The 21,091-nt window shown below is 70.7% G+C and carries 15 protein-coding genes; 6 read left to right on the top strand and 9 right to left on the bottom strand.

Annotated features, from left to right (window positions below):
* Positions 1-70: 70 nt before the first annotated feature.
* From ACYVF3_RS18690 to eccD, 8 genes are all read right to left on the bottom strand, one after another.
* The gene (locus ACYVF3_RS18690; protein WP_461155512.1) at positions 71-403 is read right to left on the bottom strand and encodes a hypothetical protein; all 333 of its coding nucleotides are present in this window, start codon (positions 401-403) and stop codon (positions 71-73) included.
* Entirely contained in the window at positions 393-830 is a 438-nt protein-coding gene (locus tag ACYVF3_RS18685; RefSeq protein ID WP_461155511.1) for a YbaB/EbfC family nucleoid-associated protein, read from the bottom strand. The genes ACYVF3_RS18690 and ACYVF3_RS18685 overlap by 11 nt, the downstream gene beginning before the upstream one ends.
* 131 nt (positions 831-961) lie before the next feature.
* Entirely contained in the window at positions 962-3,748 is a 2,787-nt protein-coding gene (locus ACYVF3_RS18680) for a hypothetical protein (RefSeq protein WP_461155510.1), read from the bottom strand.
* 160 nt (positions 3,749-3,908) lie between these two features.
* Positions 3,909-4,289 carry a hypothetical protein gene (locus ACYVF3_RS18675; protein ID WP_461155509.1) on the bottom strand — a complete coding sequence of 127 codons (381 nt, stop codon included), beginning with the start codon at positions 4,287-4,289 and terminating at the stop codon, positions 3,909-3,911.
* Positions 4,290-4,486: 197 nt separating this feature from the next.
* A complete protein-coding gene (locus ACYVF3_RS18670) occupies positions 4,487-4,774 on the bottom strand; it encodes a WXG100 family type VII secretion target (RefSeq protein ID WP_145737287.1) in 288 nt (95 codons plus the stop codon).
* Between the two features lie 255 nt (positions 4,775-5,029).
* A complete protein-coding gene (locus tag ACYVF3_RS18665; RefSeq protein ID WP_145737288.1) occupies positions 5,030-5,341 on the bottom strand; it encodes a hypothetical protein in 312 nt (103 codons plus the stop codon).
* A gap of 66 nt (positions 5,342-5,407) precedes the next feature.
* Complete coding sequence (gene eccB, locus ACYVF3_RS18660; RefSeq protein ID WP_461155508.1) at positions 5,408-6,829, bottom strand: type VII secretion protein EccB; 1,422 nt, start codon at positions 6,827-6,829, stop codon at positions 5,408-5,410.
* Positions 6,830-6,904: 75 nt separating this feature from the next.
* Complete coding sequence (eccD, locus tag ACYVF3_RS18655) at positions 6,905-8,326, bottom strand: type VII secretion integral membrane protein EccD (protein ID WP_461155507.1); 1,422 nt, start codon at positions 8,324-8,326, stop codon at positions 6,905-6,907.
* 319 nt (positions 8,327-8,645) lie between these two features.
* Between eccD and eccCa the strand changes: the two genes are divergently transcribed.
* From eccCa to ACYVF3_RS18635, 4 genes are all read left to right on the top strand, one after another.
* On the top strand, positions 8,646-12,575 hold the full coding sequence (gene eccCa, locus ACYVF3_RS18650) for a type VII secretion protein EccCa (RefSeq protein ID WP_461155506.1): 3,930 nt from the start codon (positions 8,646-8,648) through the stop codon (positions 12,573-12,575).
* On the top strand, positions 12,572-13,732 hold the full coding sequence (locus tag ACYVF3_RS18645; protein WP_461155505.1) for a S8 family serine peptidase: 1,161 nt from the start codon (positions 12,572-12,574) through the stop codon (positions 13,730-13,732). The genes eccCa and ACYVF3_RS18645 overlap by 4 nt, the downstream gene beginning before the upstream one ends.
* Positions 13,733-13,815: 83 nt before the next feature.
* Positions 13,816-16,728: a helix-turn-helix transcriptional regulator gene (locus ACYVF3_RS18640; RefSeq protein WP_461155504.1), complete on the top strand. Its 2,913-nt coding sequence runs from the start codon at positions 13,816-13,818 to the stop codon at positions 16,726-16,728.
* Between the two features lie 480 nt (positions 16,729-17,208).
* Complete coding sequence (locus ACYVF3_RS18635) at positions 17,209-17,715, top strand: sigma-70 family RNA polymerase sigma factor (protein ID WP_461155503.1); 507 nt, start codon at positions 17,209-17,211, stop codon at positions 17,713-17,715.
* Positions 17,716-17,818: 103 nt separating this feature from the next.
* Here ACYVF3_RS18635 and ACYVF3_RS18630 read toward each other — a convergent pair whose 3' ends face one another.
* On the bottom strand, positions 17,819-18,814 hold the full coding sequence (locus ACYVF3_RS18630; protein WP_461155502.1) for a LacI family DNA-binding transcriptional regulator: 996 nt from the start codon (positions 18,812-18,814) through the stop codon (positions 17,819-17,821).
* Positions 18,815-18,981: 167 nt separating this feature from the next.
* Here ACYVF3_RS18630 and ACYVF3_RS18625 point away from each other — a divergent pair, with 167 nt between their 5' ends.
* Both ACYVF3_RS18625 and ACYVF3_RS18620 read left to right on the top strand, forming a co-directional pair.
* Positions 18,982-20,358 carry a sugar porter family MFS transporter gene (locus tag ACYVF3_RS18625; protein ID WP_461155501.1) on the top strand — a complete coding sequence of 459 codons (1,377 nt, stop codon included), beginning with the start codon at positions 18,982-18,984 and terminating at the stop codon, positions 20,356-20,358.
* On the top strand, positions 20,355-20,984 hold the full coding sequence (locus tag ACYVF3_RS18620) for a nucleoside/nucleotide kinase family protein (protein WP_461155500.1): 630 nt from the start codon (positions 20,355-20,357) through the stop codon (positions 20,982-20,984). Before ACYVF3_RS18625 ends, ACYVF3_RS18620 begins: the two co-directional genes overlap by 4 nt.
* The last annotated feature ends 107 nt before the right edge of the window (positions 20,985-21,091 follow it).

Raw genomic sequence — 21,091 nt, 5'->3', positions numbered from 1 at the left:
CGCCCTCACGTCCCCCTCGTCTGTGCGCGATCAGGCCGGGCGCGATCGGTCGATCGCACCGGGCCTGCGCTCAGGCCTTCTTGCCGCCCCTGGTCACCTCGCTGTTCGCGGTCTCGTTCATGTCGTCGAAGGTCTTGCCGACGTCGACGACCTTCTCCCCGTCGGTGCCGATGTTGATGCCGAGCATCCGGAGGAACTCCAGACCGTCCTTCTCACCGGGCTCGTACTTCGTCCGCAGCGTCTTGGCGATGTCGTCGTCACCGTCGATCGCGAAGGAGTTGCAGTCGTGGGCGAGGTCGGCGTAGATGGAGTTCGCGGTCTCGGCGATCCGGGTCAGGTCGACACCACCCCGCTTGAGCGCCTCGATGTCCGCTGCGACCAGGTCGTTCTCGTCATTTGCCACGATCAGACCCCTCCCCCTCGTCGGCGGCGTCGCTCATGCTCTCCGCCTCGCGCACCGCCTCGTCGAACATCTTGTCCAGGTCGAACTCGCCGTTGACCATGTCCGTCAGCGCCGAGCCGAAACCGGCGGGCGCCATCGCGCTGTAGGCCGCGACGGACTTCTGGTTGGCCTCGTCCTGCGCTTGCCGAACGAGCTCGACGATCTTGTTGGCCAGTTCGGCGGGCGCCATCGTGCGGTAGCGGGTGCCGGAGAACTTCAGGCCGGTGAGCCGTTGCCGGTGGTCCACCGTCGCGGATATGGAGCGGTCCTTGCTGGAGACGGTCGTCGTCTCCTTCTCGGCCCGCTCCTGCGCCTCGCGGATGCGCTCCTGCTGCTCGCGGAGGTCTGCCAGCGCGTTTTCCATCTGGTTGAACAGGGGAGATGACATCGCGGGTCATTCCCTCCTTCCCGCTGCGTACCTGATCGACTGCCTGGAAGATCGACTTGTTCCCGGAGTGCGGCTTCCGCCGCGGTCGGGTTCGCGGTTCACCCCGCGCACCCGGCCACCACTCCTCAGCCCTACCCGGACGCCGTTGCCTGGGTGGTCTGCTCCTGCTCCGCGGGCGCCGGCTGCTGCGGCTGGCGCGGCGGGCGCACCGGGCCTGCGGCGACCTGCTCGTCGACGTCGAAGTCCGCTTCGTCGGGGAGCCCGATGACGCCCATGCCCGCGTCGGCGTTGGTGCCCCAGACGTCTTCGTCCTCGGACAGCCAGGTCTGCCGCTCGCGCTCGTTCTTGTCGCCCTGCTGGCCCATGCCCCCCATGCCGCCCATCATCGGCGGCATGAACGGCATTCCCCCCATTCCTTGCTGGGTGGAGGGGCCGTTGAGCTGGCTCATGCCCGGCGACGGTGTCGAGGCCTGCGAACCGCCGAGGCCGGAGCCCGCGCCGGACCCCATGCCGAAGCCGGTCGTACCGCCGCCCGCACCGCCGCGCTGCTGCTCGGATCCGGTGCCCGCGCCGCCCATTCCGTCGGCCGACCCGTCGGGTGCGCCGAAACCGTCGGAGACGTTGTCGAAGCCGTAGCCCTCCGCGGGGTCGGAGACGCCGTCGAAACCGCCGGAGCCGAGACCGCCCGCGCCGTCGCCGAAGCCACCGGCACCGCCGTTGGCCGCGTCGCCGAGACCCGCGCCCGCGCCGGAACCGAGGCCACCCGGGTCGAAACCACCCAGGCCGCCGTTGGCCGCGTCACCGAGACCGCCACCCGCACCGGAACCGAGGCCACCCGGGTCGAAACCGCCCTGGCCGCCCGGCAGATCACCGAAACCACCGGCACCACCGTTGGCCGGGTCACCCAGACCCGCGCCCAGGCCACCATCGGCACCGCCCGGCAGATCGCCGAAGCCGCCGGCACCACCGTTGGCCGGGTCACCCAGACCCGCGCCCAGGCCACCATCGGCACCGCCCGGCAGATCGCCGAAGCCGCCGGCACCACCGTTGGCCGGATCTCCCAGACCTTCACCGGCTCCGGGGATCGGGTTCCCGTTGGAGTCCAGCGGCACACCGGCCATGCCGGGACGGTCCTGGTCCTGCTGACCAGGCACGTCGCCGAAGCCGCCAGCACCGCCGTTGGCCGGGTCGAAGGAGCTCTCGGTCAGGCCGCTGTCGACCAAGCCGGGCTGCTGGGCCCCGCCGAGGCCGCCGGCACCGCCGTTGGCCGGGTCGTTCTGGCCGAAGTCGCCGAAGCCGCCCGCGCCACCGTTGGCCAGGTCGCCGTTGGGGTTGGTGCCGGGCTTGGTGCCCGCGCCTCCCCCGGCTCCGCCACCCAGTCCGAGACCGCCGGGGCCGACCACGGGTGGGGTCGCGCCTCCGTTGGCGCCGTTGTCGCCGCCGGGACCGAGGCCGGAGTCGCCACTGAGTCCGTCAGCACCGCCGAGTCCGCCACCGAGGCCGCCGTTGGCGGGGTCACCGGGACCGCCGAGACCGTTCTCGCCGCCCAGCCCACCGATGCCGCCGTTGGCGGGGTCTCCACCACCGGGGCCGCCGAGGCCCTCGGGGCCGCCGCCGAAACCACCGGCACCGCCGTTGGCGGGGTCCCCGCCACCGGGGCCGCCGAGGCCTTCCGGGCCACCGCCGCCGGTGCCGAGTCCGTCGCCCCCGCCGGGCGGCGGCACGTTGGTGTCCCCGCCCGGCGGCGGCACGTTGGTGTCCCCACCCGGCGGCGGCACGTTGGTGTCCCCACCCGGCGGCGGCACGTTGGTGTCCCCACCCGGCGGCGGGATGTTGGTGTCGCCACCGGGGGGCGGCGGGATGTTCGTGTCCCCGTTGGGGGGCGGGGTGGTCGGCGGCGTGTTCGGCGCGCTGACCTCGGGCTCGGTGAGCTCCTTGATCGCCGACTGCGTGTACTTCAGCTCTTCTTCGAGGGGCTTGAGCGCCGCGGCCGCCGCGGTGTCCAGCGCCTTGAGCTCGGTGAGCGCGGCGTTGGTGATCTCGGTGTTCATCTTGTCCCACGGACCGGCGGTGACCAGGTTGCCTTCCTTGAAGCTGGCCAGCGAGGTGTTGATGTAGGACTGGGCCTCTTCGGTGCTCTTGCCGTCTAGCTGGTAGTTCGGGGCGCCCTTGACCAGGCCGACGCCGTTGGTCAGGAACTCGTAGAGCTGGTTCTCGTAGTCGACCCGCTTGTTGTTGGGCAGGTACAGCGCCCGGTTGCGGAAGTCGTAGAAGGCCTCGGCCAGTCCCTTGACCGCTGCTTCGATCTTGTCGCCGAGGTTCTTCAGCGCCACCGAGACCGCGACCCCGCGGTCGAGGGTGAGCTGCTCGTGCAGGCCTTCGAGCTTGTCGGCGTTCTGGTCCATCCGGCCCTGGATGACCGAGGCGGCCTTGCCGCTGAACCCGGAATCATCTGAGTCCAGCGACTTGGCCCAGGTCCGGAACTCCTTGCCGGAGCCCTCCAGCCACTTCTCGTACTTGCCGACCAGGTCCTGCGCTTGACGCAGGGTCGGCAGGTCGAGCGTGCCGCTCTTGCCCGAGGACATCTCGCTCACGATGGTCCCGGCGTCGTTGATGGCCTGCGTCCAGGCATCGGCCGCCGCGGTGTTGCGGTTGACCCGGTAGTAGACCCGGTCGAAAGCGGTGTAGGTGAGGTCTTCGGTGGGAGCGACCCGGTTGCTCAGGTTCTCCTTGAGGCTGTCCCCGGTGAAGTCGGCATCCTTGCCACCGGCGCCACCGTCACCGCCGCCTGCGACCTCGAACCACTTGACGCCTTCGGCCTTAGACTTCAGGTCCGGCCCTTTTCCGGTCAACGCGCTGAGCGCCTGGAAGAACGTCCAGTCGCTGCTGGGGCCTGACAGGTCCGCGTTCTCGGGCATGGGCTTTCTCCTGCTCCTGGGCTGATGCCGTCAGATGAGGTTGTTCGACGTGCGGGTCGGGTGCTTGAGGTCTGCTCAGATTGCGGCAGTAGCCGTTGCTTCAGGTGTGGGACTCAGCCCGTACCGCCGAGCAAGGCGATTCGGGAACAGCTCCTCAACCTCAGCTGGCGGGTGCCTGCTGACCGAGGTCCGGGTAGTCCTGGACGAACTCGGTCGCCGAGTAGCTGGCGAGGTCGTCGGTGTCCTCGAAGACGCGCTTGGCGTCGTTGAGGGCCTCGGTGAACTTGCGCCAGTCCTTGCTCGTCTTCTCGTTCATGGTCTCGGCGGATTTGCCCAGGGCGCCCAGGGATTCGTTGAGCGACTGGATGGCAGGCCATTCCGGGTTGCCCGCGTGGACCCGCTCGCCTAGGTCCGCGGCGAGCCGGATTCCGGAGCTGGCGCCCAAGAATTGCTTGCGCAGCTCGTCTTCGTGGGTGTCGACGTTCTTGATCAGCTTCTCGTACTGACCGCTGTCGAACTTCGTCTTCGTCTCGTCAGCCACGAGACTCTCCTTTGCACGGGAAGGGAGGGGGATCGGGTGCGGGCCGCTGCGCGTGGCGGCCCGCACCCGACACTTCAACCGCGGTGACGCCTGCTCGCGCGGCCGCCTACCTCAGGTGAGGGAGTCGGCTTGCGCCGCACGGGTTCTCAGACGTCGACCCGCACCGCTGAGCGGAGCGCCCTGGAGGGGCGTCCGGCTCACGCCATGATCTGGGCGCTGCGGTTGTCCCCGTCCTGGAACGCCTGCGCGGCGTTGTTGGACGAGGTGAATCCGCTGTTGAGGCGGGTGTTCATCTCGGTGTAGGCCTGGTTCCACTTCTGCTGCTTCTCGGCCCACAGCGGCGCGGCCTTGCCCTGCGTCGCCTCGCCCATGTTCTTCAGGAAGCCGTTGAGCTCGTCGAGGATGGTGCCCATCTGACGAACGGCCTGCTGCAGCCCCATGTTGACCTCTTCGTAGGCCCCGTGCTGCACGCTGAACTGAGTCATCACAATCTCCGTCCTGAGTATAAGTTTCCGCAATGAAGGGTGTTGAGCACACCGGTCACGCAAGCGGCGGAGCCGCTTTCTCCTTGCCCCACCCGAGCAACTGGCACCGCCGCGGGTTCTGAGACGTCTTCTGGGTGAGTACGCCACGGCGCCGTGTATTGGACATACATAAGCCGTGGCGCACGGAGCCCAGAAGACGTCTCAGGTTCCGCTACCCGCACCGGCAAGCAAATCGAGTGGGTTGGAGAAAAGAGATCAGAGATCTGCGCCGGAGGCGTTGTCGGCGGCCTGCTGGGCTGCCTGCAGCGAGGCGTTGCGGACGTCCATCACGCGCTGGTTGAGCTGGTTGAGCTCGCTCTCGATGCGCGAGAAGTCGCCGGCCCACACGCCGAACTTGTCGACCAGCATGCGGCCGGAGTCGGACACGTTGGCCTGGCCCAGCGACGCCGCCTGGGTCTGGACCTGGTTGTTGAGCTGGCGCATCTGCGACAGCGACTGGTTGGTCGCCTCGATGATCTGCTGCAGCTGCGAGTCATTGAGGCCGTACTGGGCACCTGGTGCGGTCATCGGGTTCTCCTTGCACTGTGCGGGTTTCGACTTGCTTGTCGCCTGCCGGCCGTGGCGGCCGGTAGATCAGGGTGCTGCTCGCACACCACCACCTGCGGCTCGCTCCGGTGCGAGCACCGGCCCGGTCGGCAGCAGCGAGAGCAGGTGCGCTGGTACCGGAACCGCTTCGGCCAGCCGATAGCCGAGGGCTTCGGCTGCGCTCTGGCCGGGCACCGGGTATTTGGCGCCCGAATCTGTGACCAGGTAGAGGCCGGCGCCTGGTACGCCGGGCGCGGGGAGCGTGCGCGCGAGCACGCCTGCGCCGGGTTGGACGTCGATGCGGTCGGCGGTGAACTCGTCCCGCTCGATGCCGGGTCCGCCGACGACCACGCCGCCGTCGGGCCATCCGCTCACAAGGGTGGTTTTCGCTCCGCGCGGCCCGGGTTCGATCTGTGCGCAGGGGGTTCCGGCGTCGGGGTCGCCGGTCTGGCCGGTGCCGAGCAGCCTCGGGGGCTCATCGGGCAGTTGCGCCATGAGCGGCGAGGAGGGGACTTGCCCGACCGAGGCCATGGCGGCGGGTGACAGGGCGCGCGGGGTGGCTTGCCCGCCTCCTGCCGGGTCGCCCATCGCGAGCGCCGCGGTGGTGCCGTTGACGGGCATCAGGCCGCTGGTGGTGAGCATGTAGAGGGTTTGCGGGCGTCCGACGACCGCGACGGAGAAGATCTGCCCGATGCGGGTCGGTTGTCCGCCGAGCGCGGGGCCGGGCTGGCCTGCGCCGGGGATCCGGAGCGGTCCGAGGTCGGGTCCGGAGGGCGTGCTGTTGAGGAAGGCGTCGCGCACCGGCAGCGCGGTGGAGGAGTCGTAGCCGAGCACGGCGGCGACCCACGGGGCGCTGAGCTTCATCCGCTTGTCCCGCCACACCAGGTACTGATCTCCGGCGCTGGAGCGCACGAGCACGGCTTCGTCCTGCTGCGCGGGTTCCACGTCGGCGGTGTCGCCGACGTGCAGGGAGACGGTGGCGTGCGGGGCCCCGGCGGCGTCGCGGGTGGTGGTCGCGCACACCAGCCACGCCTGGCCCGCGCCACCCGCGGCGCCTGCCGGGATCCCATCCGGAGCGCCGACGATGCCCACGGGTGTGCCGCGGGGAACCTCGCTCAGCGTCGAGTCGGACACCTCCGCGACTTCGCTCGCTCCGAGCAGCCGCGCCGATGCGTAGTTGAGCACCGGGCGCAGCGTGCCGTCGGAGGCCAGCACGTACTGGCTTCCGGTTTCCTTCTCCACGATGAGCTTGCCGGGTTCGGACCAGTCGGTCGCTCCGCCGAAGCCGAGGACTCCGGCCACGGCGAAGCCGGCGACGATGAGCATCGACAGCATCAGGCCGATCACGTAGCCGAGCGGGGTTCGCCGCAGGGGCGGGTCGGGTGCGTCGGGTTCGGCCTGCACGAGCGCGGACACGACGCGCGCGGACATGAAGGAGTGCGCCTGCACCTGGTCACTGCGCGAGTGCACGACGACCTCCCCGGATCAGGGCCTGGGAACAGGTCCGGAGGTCCGCTGCTCCGGAAGTCCGCCGGAGCACGCCTGTCACGACCATGAGGCCCTCACCACTGCGTAGAGGTTCAGGGCGGCGAAGGTCATCGGGATGATGGCGATGGCCAGCGTGGTGTGCGCCCAGTCGCCTGCCCGGCCCCAGTGCGGCAGCATCCGCCTGCCGGGCAGCCTGCGGGCTCCCGCGAGCAGCAGCCCGGCGATGACGATCAGGCCGCCGATGACGGCGATCCGCCACGGGCCGGGGATCAGCAGGCACATCGCGGTGATCACCGCGGCGAGCCCGAGGAAGCCGGGCACCATGACCGCGACCCGCTGGCGGGAGCTGACGAACTCGCGGGAGTGCAGCAGGAGCAGCAGCGAGGCGATCGCGGCGAGCGTCGGCGAGGCCCACCCGGGGGTGAAGGCGAGGATGCCGAGGCAGCCGGCGATGACGACGCCGAGACCGCAGCACAGCGCGGTGAGGTTGAAGTCGGCGGCGGCCGTGCGGTCCATCAGCTCACGGCCCGGTTCGGGGTCGATGCCTTCTTGGAACTGCTCGGCGGAGGTCGGCAGCGGCGGCACCTTGAGCCCGGCCATCCACGCGGAGATGCGCGGGACGCGGGTCCCCACCAGCAGCGTCACCGCGAGCACGACGGCCGCGGCGCCACCGGCGGAGAGCATGTCGAAGGTGTTGAGCAGGCCGACGAGCGCGGTCAGCCCGGTCGTCAGCATCGCCGCGAGGTATCCGGCGCCGAAGCCGCCGCCGACCAGGAACCGGCCGAGCACGATGGCGCTGGTGCACACCGCCGCAGCGGTCAGGCAGGGCGCGACGAGCTGGGCGTTCATCGCGATCACGGGACGGCCGATCATCGGCAGCGCCCACCCGGCGGCGGCGCCGAACACGGCGCTGCCGGAGAACAGCAGTTCCGATGCGGCCCGGTCGCCGAGGGCGCGCGAGGACAGGGTGGCGGCACCGAGCAGCAGCAGCGCGATGCTGCCCGCGGTGATCGCGACCCACTGCCCGGCCCCGATGGTGGGCAGCAGGATCAGGCCGAGCGCGAGCGAGGCTCCCAGCAGCGCGAGCAGCGTGCGCCGGGTGTTCTCCGGTCGCCACAAGTCCTTGCGGTGGTGGCGGATTCCGGTGGCCACACCGTCGGCGAGGTCGTCGAAGTCGGCCGGCGGCAACTGGTCGTTGCGCGGCCGGAGGTGGAGGATGTCGCCGTCGTAGAGGCCCAGCGCGGCAGTGCCGAGATCCTCCTGCAGCGCGGGCTCACCGAGCCGCTGCAGCACCCAGCCGTCGTGTTCCAGACCCGCGTTCCCGAGCCCACCGCCGAGGTGGTCGAGGAAGGTGGGCAGCAGATCCGCGAGCGGAATGTGCGCGGGCACCGCCAGCTCGACGCGCGAGCTGGGGCCCTGGATCGTCAGTCGACACACCTCGCCCGCAGCGACCGCGGGCTGAGCCGTCGTTCCCGTCATATCCACAACACGGTCCTCGGCACGCGAACAGTTCAACCGATCTGATCAATCTCGTCCTCCGCGCGCACGTCGCCCACCTGCATCGCAGGGACCATGCACCGCTGATCGGCCGAATCGTCCGAAGAGGCGCGGGAACCAACGGGGTTCCGGACGTTGATCGGTATTTCGGGTGATGCTTTCGTGCTCCGGGTTTCCGCCGCTGCGGTGACCCGTTCGGAGTCCTCCAACCGTGTAGAGGGATGAGGGGTAGCAGTGAAAGGATCTGATCGCATTGAGTGTGACGCCGTTCCGGCGACCGGCCAGGCAGAAGCCCCCCGTGATGCCCGACGGGGAACTGTCCTTGCAGGAGCCGCCCGTCATACCCGAGCAGGTCAGCGGTGGTTTCGGCGGGCTGTTGATGTACCTGCCGATGGCACTGGGTTCCGGCGCCATGATGCTGATGTTCATGGGCCGCGGGGGATCCGGCGGTTTCGGCGGCATCGGTCTCATCGTGGTGGCGCTGATGGCGGTGTCCATGCTGGCCATGGGTTTCGGTCAGATGGGCCGCAGCATCGGTGAGCGCAAGCGACGCCTCAAGGGCGAGCGCCGCGACTACCTCCGCTACCTGGGCCAGATGCGCAAGCAGGTCCGCCAGGTCGCGTTGGATCAGCGGAAAGCCCTGTCGTGGCGGCATCCCGACCCGGGTGGCCTGTGGTCGGTGGCGATGAGCGGACGGCTGTGGGAACGGCGCCTCTCGCACGCCGACTTCGCCGAGGTGCGCATCGGCCGGTCCGCTCAGCGGCTGGCGATGAAGATGACGCCGGTGCAGTCCAAACCGGTCGAAGACCTGGAGCCGCTGTCAGCCCGCGCCCTGCGGCGGTTCATCAAGGCTTACACCACTGTGGACGATCTGCCGACGGCCCTGTTCCTGCGCGGTTTCTCGCAGGTGCAGATGCGCGGGGACACCGAGGCGGCGCGCGGTCTGCTGCGCGCCGTGCTCGCGCAGCTGGTGACCTTCCACTCCCCCGACGACCTCAAGATCGCCGTATGCGCGAGCCCGGACCGGGCGCCCGAGTGGGACTGGGTGAAGTGGCTGCCGCACGCCCAGCACACCAGTCAGCAGGACGGTGCCGGGCACGTGCGGATGCTGACCACCACGCTGGCCGAGCTGGAGGCCTTGATCGGCCCGGACCTGGGCGACCGGGGCCGGTTCGAGGCGGGCGCGAGCCCGACCCGCGACGAGCCCTACGTGGTGGTCGTCCTCGACGGCGTCGAGACCCCGGCGGAGTCGCGGCTGGCGGGCGCGGGCTACCGCAACGCGACGGTGCTCAACCTGGACATGTCCGGTCCCGCGCAGCGCACCACGCTCCGGCTGGAGCTCTCCGGTCAGCAGATCGACATGATCCGGCTCAACCGCTCGGGTGCCGAGGTGCGCACGGAGCTGGGCGTGCCGGATTCGATGGGGCTCTCGCAGGTCGCCTCGCTGGCGCGCACCCTCGCCCCGTTCCGGCTCAGCGCCACGACCGACATCGTCGAGCCGATGGTCACCGACTTCGATCTGGCCGCGCTGCTGGAAGTCGGCGAGATGGACAAGCTCGACGCCGCCCGCACGTGGGCGCGGACCTCGCAGCAGGACCGGCTCCGGGTGCCGATCGGCATCGCCGAGAACGGCACCAAGATCGAGCTGGACATCAAGGAGTCGGCGCAGGGCGGCATGGGCCCGCACGGCCTGCTGATCGGCGCGACCGGTTCGGGCAAGTCGGAGCTGCTGCGGACCCTGGTGGTCGCGATGGCGATCACGCACTCCTCCGAGGTCCTCAACTTCGTGCTGGTGGACTTCAAGGGCGGCGCGACGTTCCTGGGACTCGACGAGCTCCCGCACACCTCCGCGGTGATCACCAACCTCGCCGACGAGGCTCCGCTGGTCACCCGCATGCAGGACGCGCTGCAGGGCGAGATGGTGCGCAGGCAGGAACTGCTGCGCTCCGCAGGCAACTACAGCTCCCTGCTGGAGTACGAGAAGGCCCGCGCCGCAGGCGCTCCGCTGGCGCCGATGCCGAGCCTGTTCCTGGTCGTCGACGAGTTCAGCGAGCTGCTCGCCTCGCACCCGGACTTCTCGGAGCTGTTCGTGATGATCGGCCGACTGGGCCGGTCGCTGGGCGTGCACCTGCTGCTGGCCTCCCAGCGCATCGACGACGGCCGGATGCACAAGCTGGAGAGCCACCTCTCCTACCGGATCGGCCTGCGCACCTTCTCGGCGATGGAAAGCCGTTCCGTGATCGGCGTTCCCGACGCCTACCAGCTGCCGAGCGCGCCGGGCAACGGCTACCTGCGCTCGGACGTGGCGACGCTGTCGCGGTTCAAGGCCGCCTACGTCTCGGCGCCGTTCAAGCGGCGCACCGCCGAGCAGCGCAAGGCCGAGATCAGCCGTCAGGTCGTGGCTTTCGGCGCGGCCCGGCTCCCCGACGCTCCCACAGAGCACGTCCCGGAACCCGAGCCCGAGACCGAAACCGAGGAGGAGATGACCGAGACGCTGCTGCAGGTCGCGGTCAGCCGTCTCAAGGGCCAGGGCCCTCCCGCGCACCAGGTGTGGCTCCCTCCGCTGGACGAGCCTCCGACGCTCGACGAGCTGCTGCCGCCGCTGGTCCCCGACGCCGACCACGGCCTGACCCCGATCAGCTGGCCGGGCCGGGGCAAGCTGCAGGTCCCGGTGGGCGTCATCGACAAGCCCTTCGACCAGGCCCGCGAGCTGTACATGGTGGACCTGTCCGGGGTCGGCGGGCACGTCGGCATCGCCGGTGGTCCGCAGGCGGGCAAGTCCACGATGCTGCGAACGCTCATCGCCGGTCTGGCGCTGACCCACACGCCCGACGAGGTGCAGTTCTACTGCCTGGACTTCGGTGGCGGCACCCTGCAGACCCTCGGCGAGCTGCCGCACATCGGTGGCATCGCGGGCCGGATGGACTCCGAGAGGGTCAGCCGGACCGTGGCCGAGGTGCAGGGCGTGCTCGCCCAGCGCGAGCAGATCTTCGCCGCGCACGGCGTGGAGAACATGGCCGAGTACCGGGATCTGCGCCGCACGGGCAAGATCCCGGAGGACTCCTTCGGCGACGTGTTCCTGGTCGTGGACAACTGGGGCACGCTGCGCAGCGACTTCGAGCAGCACGACCAGACGATCCGGTCGCTGGCCTCGCGCGGGCTGACCTACGGCATCCACCTGATGCTGACCACCAGCCGCTGGGCCGACATCCACAGCCAGTTGCGCGACCAGCTGGGCACCCGGCTGGAGCTGCGGCTGGGCGATTCGATCGACTCGGTCATCGACATGCGCGCGGCGGCCGGCGTTCCGCGCCAGCCGGGTCGCGGCCTGACGATGGAGAAGCTGCACTTCATGTCGGCGATCCCGCGCCTGGACGGTCTGCGCCGGGTCGACGACCTGGCCAAGGGCGCCCGGATGCTGGCGGAGGCGGTGGCCGACAACTGGGACGGCGAGCAAGCCGCCGGCGTGCGAATGCTGCCGTCGGTGCTGCCCGCCGAGCAGCTGCCCGAGCCGCAGGGCAAGCTGCGGCTCGCGCTGGGCTGGGGCGAGGCCGACCTCCAGCCGGTGTGGCACGACTTCTCGTCGCAGCCGCACCTGACGGTCCTCGGCGACACCGGCAGCGGCAAGACCGCGCTGCTGCGGTTGGTCGCCGACGCGATCCCGAAGACCTACGCGCCGGGCGAAGCGGAGCTGATCCTCGTCGACTCGCGTCGCGTGCTGCTCGACGCCGTTCCCGACGCCTACCGGCGGGGTTTCGCGTTCTCGGCGACCGCCGCCAAGGAGATCGTCGGCACCGCGGCCGGCGAGCTGCGGGAGCGGTTGCCCGGCGCGGACGTCACGCCGCAGCAGCTGCAGCGGCGCGACTGGTGGTCGGGTCCCGAGGTGTTCATCCTCGTCGACGACTACGACCTGCTGGCCAGCACGATGGGCGGCCCGCTGGACTCGCTGCTGGACCTGCTTCCGCAGGCCGCCGACATCGGGCTGCACGTGATCCTCACCCGCAGCGCCGCCGGTTCGTCGCGGCTGTCGATGGACTCGGTGGTGCGGCGGATGCAGGAGTCCAACACTCCGGACCTGGCGTTCTCCTGCCCGCCCACGGAGATGCCGCTGCTCAACGGCATGCGCGCGCAGGTGCTCCCGGCGGGCCGCGCGCACCTGGTGACCCGGCGCAGCGCGACCCTCATGCAGGCGGGCTGGCTGGAGCCGCGGCCCGCCGGGGACCGCTCGTGAGGGCGGCGCTGGTCGCGGTGGCGCTGGCGAGCGGGACCGCGCTCGCCGCCGCACCGGTTCCGGCCGAAGCCCAGCAGAAGTGCGCCGAACCGGCGAACACCGCGGTCCCGCAGGAAGGTTGGGCGCTTCAGCGCCTCGACCCGAGCCGGTCCTGGAGCCTCACCAGCGGCGAGTCGGTGACGGTGGCCGTGATCGGCACCGGGGTGAGCGCGGCGGCGCCGTCGCTCCGCGGCGCGGTGCTGTCCGGGCAGAGCCTGATCGGTGGCGCGGGCGACGACGACTGCGCCGGCCGGGATACGTTCATGGCCGGGGTGATCGCCGCGCGTCCGTCGGCGGGGACCGGGTTCACCGGCATCGCACCGGGCGCGCAGATCCTGCCGCTGCGCATCACCAACGATCCCAAGGAGGTCGACGCGGGCAAGCTGGCCTCGGCGATCCGGTCGGCCGCCGACAGCGGCGCGAAGGTGATCGCGGTGTCGGTGGGCACCGCATCGGCCGACGGCGGCCTGCGGGCGGCGGTGTCCTACGCGCTGAGCAAGGACGCACTGGTCATCGCACCGTCCGATGTGGACGTGGGCGATGACGCGATCCCGTATCCCGCCGGGTTCCCGGACGCCCTGCCGGTCACCGGCATCACCGGGGAAGGTGAGCCGATCCAGCACGCGGCAGGCCCGCCCGCGCTGGTCGCACCGGGCGACGACGTGGTGGGCATCGCGCCGCGCGGCAACGGCCAGCTGGTCGCGTCCGGCGGCGGCATCGGGGTCGCCTTCGTGGCGGGCTCGGCCGCGCTCGTGCGCGCCTACCACCCGGATCTCTCGGCATCGCAGGTCCGAGAACGGCTGCAGGACACCGCAGATCACCCGCCCGCCGACCTGCCCGACCCGCAACGCGGCTACGGCGTGGTCAACCCCCACGCGGCGGTCACCTCGGTCCTGCCCGCCGAGTCCGGCGAGCGCCCGAACGCCGCAGCCGCGAAACCGGTTCAGCTGCCGCCGAAACCGTTCGTCGATCCGCTCCCGCAACTGGTCGCGCTGCTGGTGACCGGCGCCGTCGGGCTGCTGGCCGCGCTCGGCGCGGCCGGTGCCGTGCTGCTGCCCCGAGCGCGCGAGCGCGGCTGGCGATCGGCGTGGCACAGCTCCGGCAAGAACGGGGGCTAGGCTGCGTGCGCGAACAGAACTCGATCAAGCCCTCCGAGGAGGAGCCGGCACGCGCAGGTCGCGAACAGCTCACGGCCCGACCGATGAGCTCGAACGCGCACGCACCCGCTGACCACTCCGACACCGGTCCGGGATCAGGCAGGGGCGCGGTGATGACGTCGGGCGCAGGCCCGGAGGTCTTCGGACGGGACGTGGAGCTCGCGCAGCTGCGCGGGCAGGTCGGCGAGGTCGCCGCCGGGCGCGGCAACGTCCTCTGGCTGGAGGGGGAGCCGGGCATCGGCAAGACGGCGCTGCTGCGCGCCCTGGTCACCGAGGCCGAGCGCCACGGCTGCGCGGTGCACCACGCCACCGCCGACCAGCTGTCCCAGCGCTTCCCGCTGCGGGTCCTGCTGGACTGCCTGTCCGTGCACCCGCAGTCCGACGACGCCGAAGTCCTCGGGATCCACGAGCGCTTGCGCTCGGCCGCCGACGATCCGGTCCCGACGCTCGCCGAGCAGCTGATCGCGCTGGTCGAGAAGTACTGCGCGACGGGGCCTCTGGTGCTCGCCGTCGACGACGTGCAGTGGGCCGACGAGGCCAGCCTGCTGGTCTGGCACCGGCTGAGCCGCATCGCCGAGCACCTTCCACTGCTGCTGGTGGCCTCGATCCGCCCCTCGGGCGGCCGCACCGAGCTCGGCGTGGTCCGGGGCGAAGACCGCGCGGCGGTGCGCATCGCGGTGCCACCGCTGGACGCGGTCGCCGCGGCGGCCCTGGCCGCCGACCTCACCGGGACTACCGAGATCGGGCCCGCGCTGCTGGCGATGCTCGACCGCGCCGCCGGGAACCCTCGCTACGTGCGGGAGATGGTGCTGGCGCTCCGCCGCGAGAACCACCTCGACATCACCGATTCCCGCGCCGAGATCACCCAGGACGCCACCGATCACGCGCTGCCGCGGTCGCTGGCCGAGGCGATCGCCTCCCGGCTGGGCTTCGTCGGCAGCGACACCATCGGCCTGCTGCGGATGGCAGCGCTGCTGGGACCGACGTTCTCGGTGACGGACCTCCGCACCGTCTCCGAACGCCCGGTCGTGGCGCTGGTGGGTTGCGTGGAGGAAGCGCTGACCGCCGGCCTGCTGGTGGAATCGGGTTCGCGGCTGACGTTCCAGCACGGGCTGATCCGCCAAGCCCTGCACGAGACCACCCCGACCGCCCTGCGCCTGGCGCTGCACCACCAGGCCGCTCGCGCGCTGGCCGCCTCCGGAGCTCCGGTGGAGCGCACGGGCGAGCAGCTGCTCGCGTCGATCGCCGTCGACGACGCCGAGATCGACGACTGGGGCCTGGACTGGCTCCTCGACAACGGCAGGATGCTGGCCCACCGCGCGCCGGAGTGCGCCGGGGAGCTGCTCGGCAAGGCGATCCCGCCGCTGTCCACGCGCGACCCGCGTCGCGATTCCCTGCGCACCGCCCGAGTTCTGGCGATGGTGCAGCTGGGACGCCCGGCTCAGGCCCGCGCGTTGAGCGAACGCGCCCTCGCCGACACCCACGATCTGTCCTGCACCGCGGAGCTCAGCTGGTACCTGGCGTGGTCGCTGGCCGTGCTGGGACTCGACGACCTGGCGACCGAGGTCGTCGAGAACGCCTTGCGGACACCGGGAATCGACCGGCCGTGGCTGGCCCGGATGCACGCGGTGCTGGGCCAGGTGATGCTCGCCCGCGGGCACTTCGACGCCGCGGACGCGGCGGTGGAGCGCGCGCTGGCCGAAGCCCGCCCGGCCCGCGACGGTTTCGCGCTCGGCCTGGCTCTGCACGTGCGCGGCGCTGCGCTGGCGCGCCGGTGCGACCTCGCCGAAGCCGTGATCTGCTACGAGCAGGCCGGTGCCGCGCTGGGCGACGCGCCGGAGAACACCGATCTGCGGCTGACCGTGCTGGGCAACCGGATGATGCTGCTGTTCGGGCTCGGCCAGGCGGGCGAGGCCGACGGCGCGCTGCACGAGATGCTCGCCATCGCCGAGCGTTCCGCCACCCCGTCGCGGCTGGCGGTGGTTCGGCTCTCGGCGGCCAACCACTACTACACGATCGGCCGGTGGGAGGACGCCACCGCCGAGCTGGGAGCCGTCTCCGAGCTCGCCGATCGGCTCGACGACCCGGGACGCCGCTGGTTGCACGGTCTTTCGGCGTTGCTGGCAGGCCATCGCGACGACCGCTCGACGCTGCGCCGCAGCCTGCAGGCGGCCGGCTCCGAAGAGGCCCTGCCGAGGTGTTCGTCGGCGGAGTTCCTGCTGCTGGCGGCAGCGATGCGCGCCGAGGCGGAGTCGGATCCGGGCAGCGCGGTGCGGCTGCTCTCGGACGCGTTGACCGAGGGCAAGCGATTCGGCACCCGCTACCTGTGGCTGCCGCAGCTGGTGCGGCTGGCGATCGAGACCGGTGCGACCGAGATCGCGGGCCGGGCCACCGATGCGTGCGCCGAGGACGCCGCCGTTGGCGCGGTGCCCAACATCGTTGCCGCGTCCCAGCACTGCCGCGGCCTGCTGGAGCGCGATCCCACGACGCTACGGGCGGCGATCGAGCTCTACAGCAAGACCAACCAGCCGCCCCGCTACGCCCGGGCTCTGGAGGACATGGCGGTGGTGCTGGCCGAGCGCGGCGAGTCGGCGTCGGCTCGCACCGCCTACGCAGGGGCCGTGAAGATCTACCAGAAGCTCGGTGCGAGCTGGGACCTGCGCCGCGCGGACTCGCGGATGCGGCCGCACGGCGTCCGGCAGGCACGGGGGCGGCGTCACCGGGCCACCAACGGCTGGGAGTCGTTGACGCCGACGGAGCGGCAGATCGCCCGCCTGGTGGCCGACGGGCTGCCCAACCCCGACATCGCGACGGCGCTGTTCTCCTCCCGCCGCACGGTCGAGGTCCACGTCTCGCACATCCTGGCCAAGCTGGGCGCCCGATCCCGGGTCGAGATCGCAGTGGAGGCCACGCGGCACGACGGCGAAGAGGCGCGCAGCGGCCCAAGATCCGCCTGAGAACCGTCGAGCTCCACCCCTCCCGTGACACCTCGCGTCGATCCGTCAAGGCACGCACCGCGACGCCCAGGGCAGGGATGATCACGCCGAGTGACCCCATCACGGGGCCGTCATCCGGGGTTCACAGGAGCTTTATGTTTCCGACCGACTGGTTGGTCCGGCACATGGGTATGAAACCGGACAACTCGCCCATGCAAATGCTCATCTGAGCAACCGCCGCCCTTCACGTAGAAAATCTAAGTGAGCTCCCTCATTTCCCCCGTTCGAGCTAACGGGCAAGCTCATCGCTGCCATCCGGAGACCCCGATTCCGGTCGTTCTCCCAAGCTCTGCGAACGATTGACCAACGGGGCAGACAACCGAATGAAGAATCCACATGACGCTACTCGGAGATCCGCGATCAGCGATCGCATTCGAACGGGCTCACGCCTCCTCGGTGAACGGAGTCTGCGAACAAGCAGTTCGCAACACTGACACGACCTTGAAGTCGCTCTACGACGACTACTACGCGAGGCTCCTGTCGTACGTGAACAGAATCCTCTCCGACCCGCACCTGGCCGAAGACGTCGTGCAGGAGACGATGCTCCGGGCCTGGCAGCACGCGGACACGCTGACGCCGGAACGCGGGTCGGTCTGGGGCTGGCTGACCAGAGTTGCCCACAACATCGCCATCGACCGCATCCGCGCCCGCCGCGCACGGCCCACCGAGGTCGACGAAATCGCAGGCAGTTCCTCTGCCGACTACGACGCCGACCACGCCGACGCCGTCGTCAACCGGGTCGTGGTGGCGACCATGGTCAGCAAGCTGGTCCCCGCGCACCGCTCGGTGCTCTACGAGGTCTACTTCGCCGACCACACCGCGACCAGCGCCGCGAGCACGCTGGGCATCCCGCCCGGAACCGTGAAATCCCGCCTGCACCACGCTCTGCGAAACCTCAAAACGACCATGGATCCGCGCTCGCGGGATCCCTTCCGATCGAAATCCTAAAGAGCGCTCCCGCGCGAAGGCTTCCTCGTCCAATCGCGATGTGACAACAAGTCGCCGAACGTCCCACCGGAGTTTACCGCGACGACGAATTCCTTGAACCGTTTCAAAGGCAGCCGCACGAATTCCTGTGGATGAGACTCGACTCCAATCTATGTGTTAGCGGTGAGGAATCGGGATCGGCTATTCGGCGCAACAACAACCGGGCCGCGGTGGTGCCGATCTCCGCGCTCGGTTGAGCGATCACGGTCAGCCGCGGCGAGAACCAATCCGCCCACGGGAAGTCGTCGAAACCCACCAGCGCCACGTCGTCCGGCACCCGCAGGCCCGACTCGCTGATCGCCTGCATGGCCCCGATGGTCATGCTGTTGTTGGCCGCGATGACCGCGGTCGGCGGATCGCGCCGCGCGAGCAGCCCCGCGGTCACCCGGGCGGCGCGGTCGCTCTCCGACGCGCCCTCCAGCAGCAGCGCGTCGTCGAGGCCGATCCCGTTGCGCTCCAGCCCGTCCCGGTACCCGCGCAGCCGCTCCTCGGTGGTGGTGAGCCCGCCCAGCCCGGAGACCATCGCGATCCGGGTGTGCCCGAGCTCGGCGAGGTGGTCGACCAGCAACGCGGTGGGTCCGGCGTTGTCCGGGCCCACCTGGTCGTAGCGCTCGTCGGCCAGCCGGTCGGCCAGCACGACCGGAACTCGTTGCGAGTCCAGGTATTCCAGCGCCCGCGCCGGCTCCGCCGACGGCGCGAGGATCACCCCGTCGACGCGGCGCTCGCGCATGCTGCGCGCCACGGTGAGCTCGTGCTCGGGGTCGTCGCGCGGGTCGGCCAGCAGCAGCGTGTAGCCCTGCCGCACCGCCTCCGACTCGATGCCCTGCAGCACCTGGCCGAAGTAGGGGTTGGAGATCGCCGACATCACCACGGCGATCGACCGGGATCCTCCGGTGGCCAGCGACCGGGCGAGGGTGTTCGGGCTGTACCCGGTCTCGGCGATGGCGGCCTCGACGGCTTCCCGGGTCTCCTCGCGCACCGTGCGGGTGCCGTTGATGACGTGCGAGACGGTCGCGGTGGAAACCCCCGCGACGCGCGCGACATCGGCCATGGTCGCCATTGACAAGCACTCCTCCGGGCTCGATCAGGTGACGCGAAGCATACCCGGCAAACGCTTGCGCAAGCGCTTAACTTGGCCCTACAGTGCCGATCACTCAAAGCGGAGTCCGCGCCGCGGCGCGCACATCGACCCGCATCGCAGCGGGTCCGGGGAGGGCAACAGCACCCATGACCACATCCACGGTCGCGGACAAGTCCGCGTCGCCCGCTCGACGGGGTGCCGTGCTCGGCGCGTCGACCATCGCCGCGCTCGGCGGCCTGCTCTTCGGCTACGACACCGGCGTCATCTCGGCCGCGCTGCTCTACATCGCCCCGGAGTTCGCGCTCTCCGACGGGATGAAGCAGTTCGTGGTCGCGTCGCTGCTGCTCGGCGCGATCGTCGGTTCGGTCGGCGCGGGCCCGGTGGTCGACCGCATCGGCCGCAAGGTCACCCTGATCGCGCTCTCGGCCGTGTTCACCGCGGGCGCGCTGCTGTCCGCGCTGGCACCGGGCACGGCGGTCCTGGTCGTGGCGCGAGTCCTGCTCGGCCTGGCGATCGGCGGTTCGTCGCTGGTCGTGCCGACCTACATCGCCGAGATCGCCCCGCCCAGGCTGCGCGGCCGCCTGGTGTCGATGAACCAGCTGATGATCACCATCGGCATCTTCGCGTCCTACCTGGTCGGCTACGCCTTCGCCGACAGCCACGGCTGGCGCTGGATGGTCGGGCTGGCCGTCGTGCCGTCGCTGATCATGCTCGTCGGCCTGTTCACCCTCGCCGAGAGCCCGCGCTGGCTGCTCGCCCGCGGCCGCACCGAGGACGCCCGCCAGGCGCTGCTGCGCACCCACTCCCCCGAGGACGCCGAGACCGCGCTCGCCGAGATGTCCGAGGCGATGCGCGAGGAGAGCCGGTTCACCTACCGCGACCTGCTCAGCCCGAAGCTGCGCCCCGCGGTGCTGCTGGGCTTCGCCGTGGCCGCCACCAACCAGCTCGTCGGCGTCAACGCGGTCATCTACTACGCGCCCACGATCCTCAAACAGGCCGGGCTCGGTGACTCCGCGGCGATCCTGTCCTCGGTGGGCATCGGCGCCGCCAACATGATCTTCACGATGATCGCGCTGCTGTTCATCGACAAGGTGGGCAGGCGACCGCTGCTGCTGGGCGGCACCAGCGTCGTCATCGTCGTGCTGTTCGCGCTGGGCGCGCTGTACCTGCTGCCCAGCGTGCACGGGCTGGGCACGCTGCTCACCGTCGGCCTGATGCTCTACGAAGCGGCGTTCGCGGCGAGTCTCGGACTGGCGATCTGGCTGATCAACAGCGAGGTGTTCCCGACCGCGGTGCGCGGCAAGGCCGCCGGCGTCGGCACGGTGACGCACTGGGGCCTGGACTTCCTGATCTCCATCTCGGTCCTGACGCTGATCAACGCGCTCACCCCGACCGGTCTGTTCTGGATCTACGGCATGCTGGGCGTCCTGGGTCTCGCCTACCTGTGGCGGAACCTGCCCGAGACCAAGAACCGCACGCTGGAGGACATCGAGAGCTCGCTGCGCAAGGGGAACAGGGCGTGATCCCCCGGCACCACGACGGGCTGCCCGGCCTGTTCGACCGCGCCCGCGCGCTCGCCTCGACCGCCACACGCCAGGTCCTCGGGATCGCGGGCGGGCCCGGCTCCGGCAAGGGCACGCTCGCCGAGAAGCTGCTCGGCGAACTGGGTTCGGCGGCCGTCGTGGTGCCGATGGACGGATTCCACCTCGCAGAGGAGGAACTGCGCCGCCTCGGCCGCCGGGACCGCAAGGGCGCCCCCGACACCTTCGACGCGGAGGGCTACCTCGCCCTGCTCCGCCGGATCCGCGAAGGCACCGGCACGGTCTACGCGCCGCGCTTCCACCGCGAGGTCGAGGAGTCCTACGCGGGCGCGATCCCGGTCGACCCCGACGTCGGGCTGGTGATCACCGAAGGCAACTACCTGCTGCTCGACGACGGGCCCTGGGCCGGGGTCCGCTCGCTGCTCGACGAAGCGTGGTTCCTGGACCAGCCGGAGGACGAGCTCATCTCCCGCCTGATCGAACGCCACGTGCACCACGGCAAGACGCGCGCGCACGCGACCGAGTGGGTCCACCGCAGCGACCTGCGCAACGCCGGGATCATCACGCCCACCCGGGAACGCGCGGATCTCCTGGTCACGGACTTCTAGCTCCGCGCAATGGGCTTCGCGGTCGCTCGAACGGTGATCGACGACATGACGTCGTCGATTGGCACGAGCGCCGGAGGCGAGCCTACGGTCGGGAGGCGAGACCGCAC

Source organism: Saccharopolyspora tripterygii (assembly GCF_054778355.1).
The sequence above is the reverse complement of the archived record's forward strand: the minus strand, read 5'-3'. Positions and strand labels throughout refer to the sequence as shown.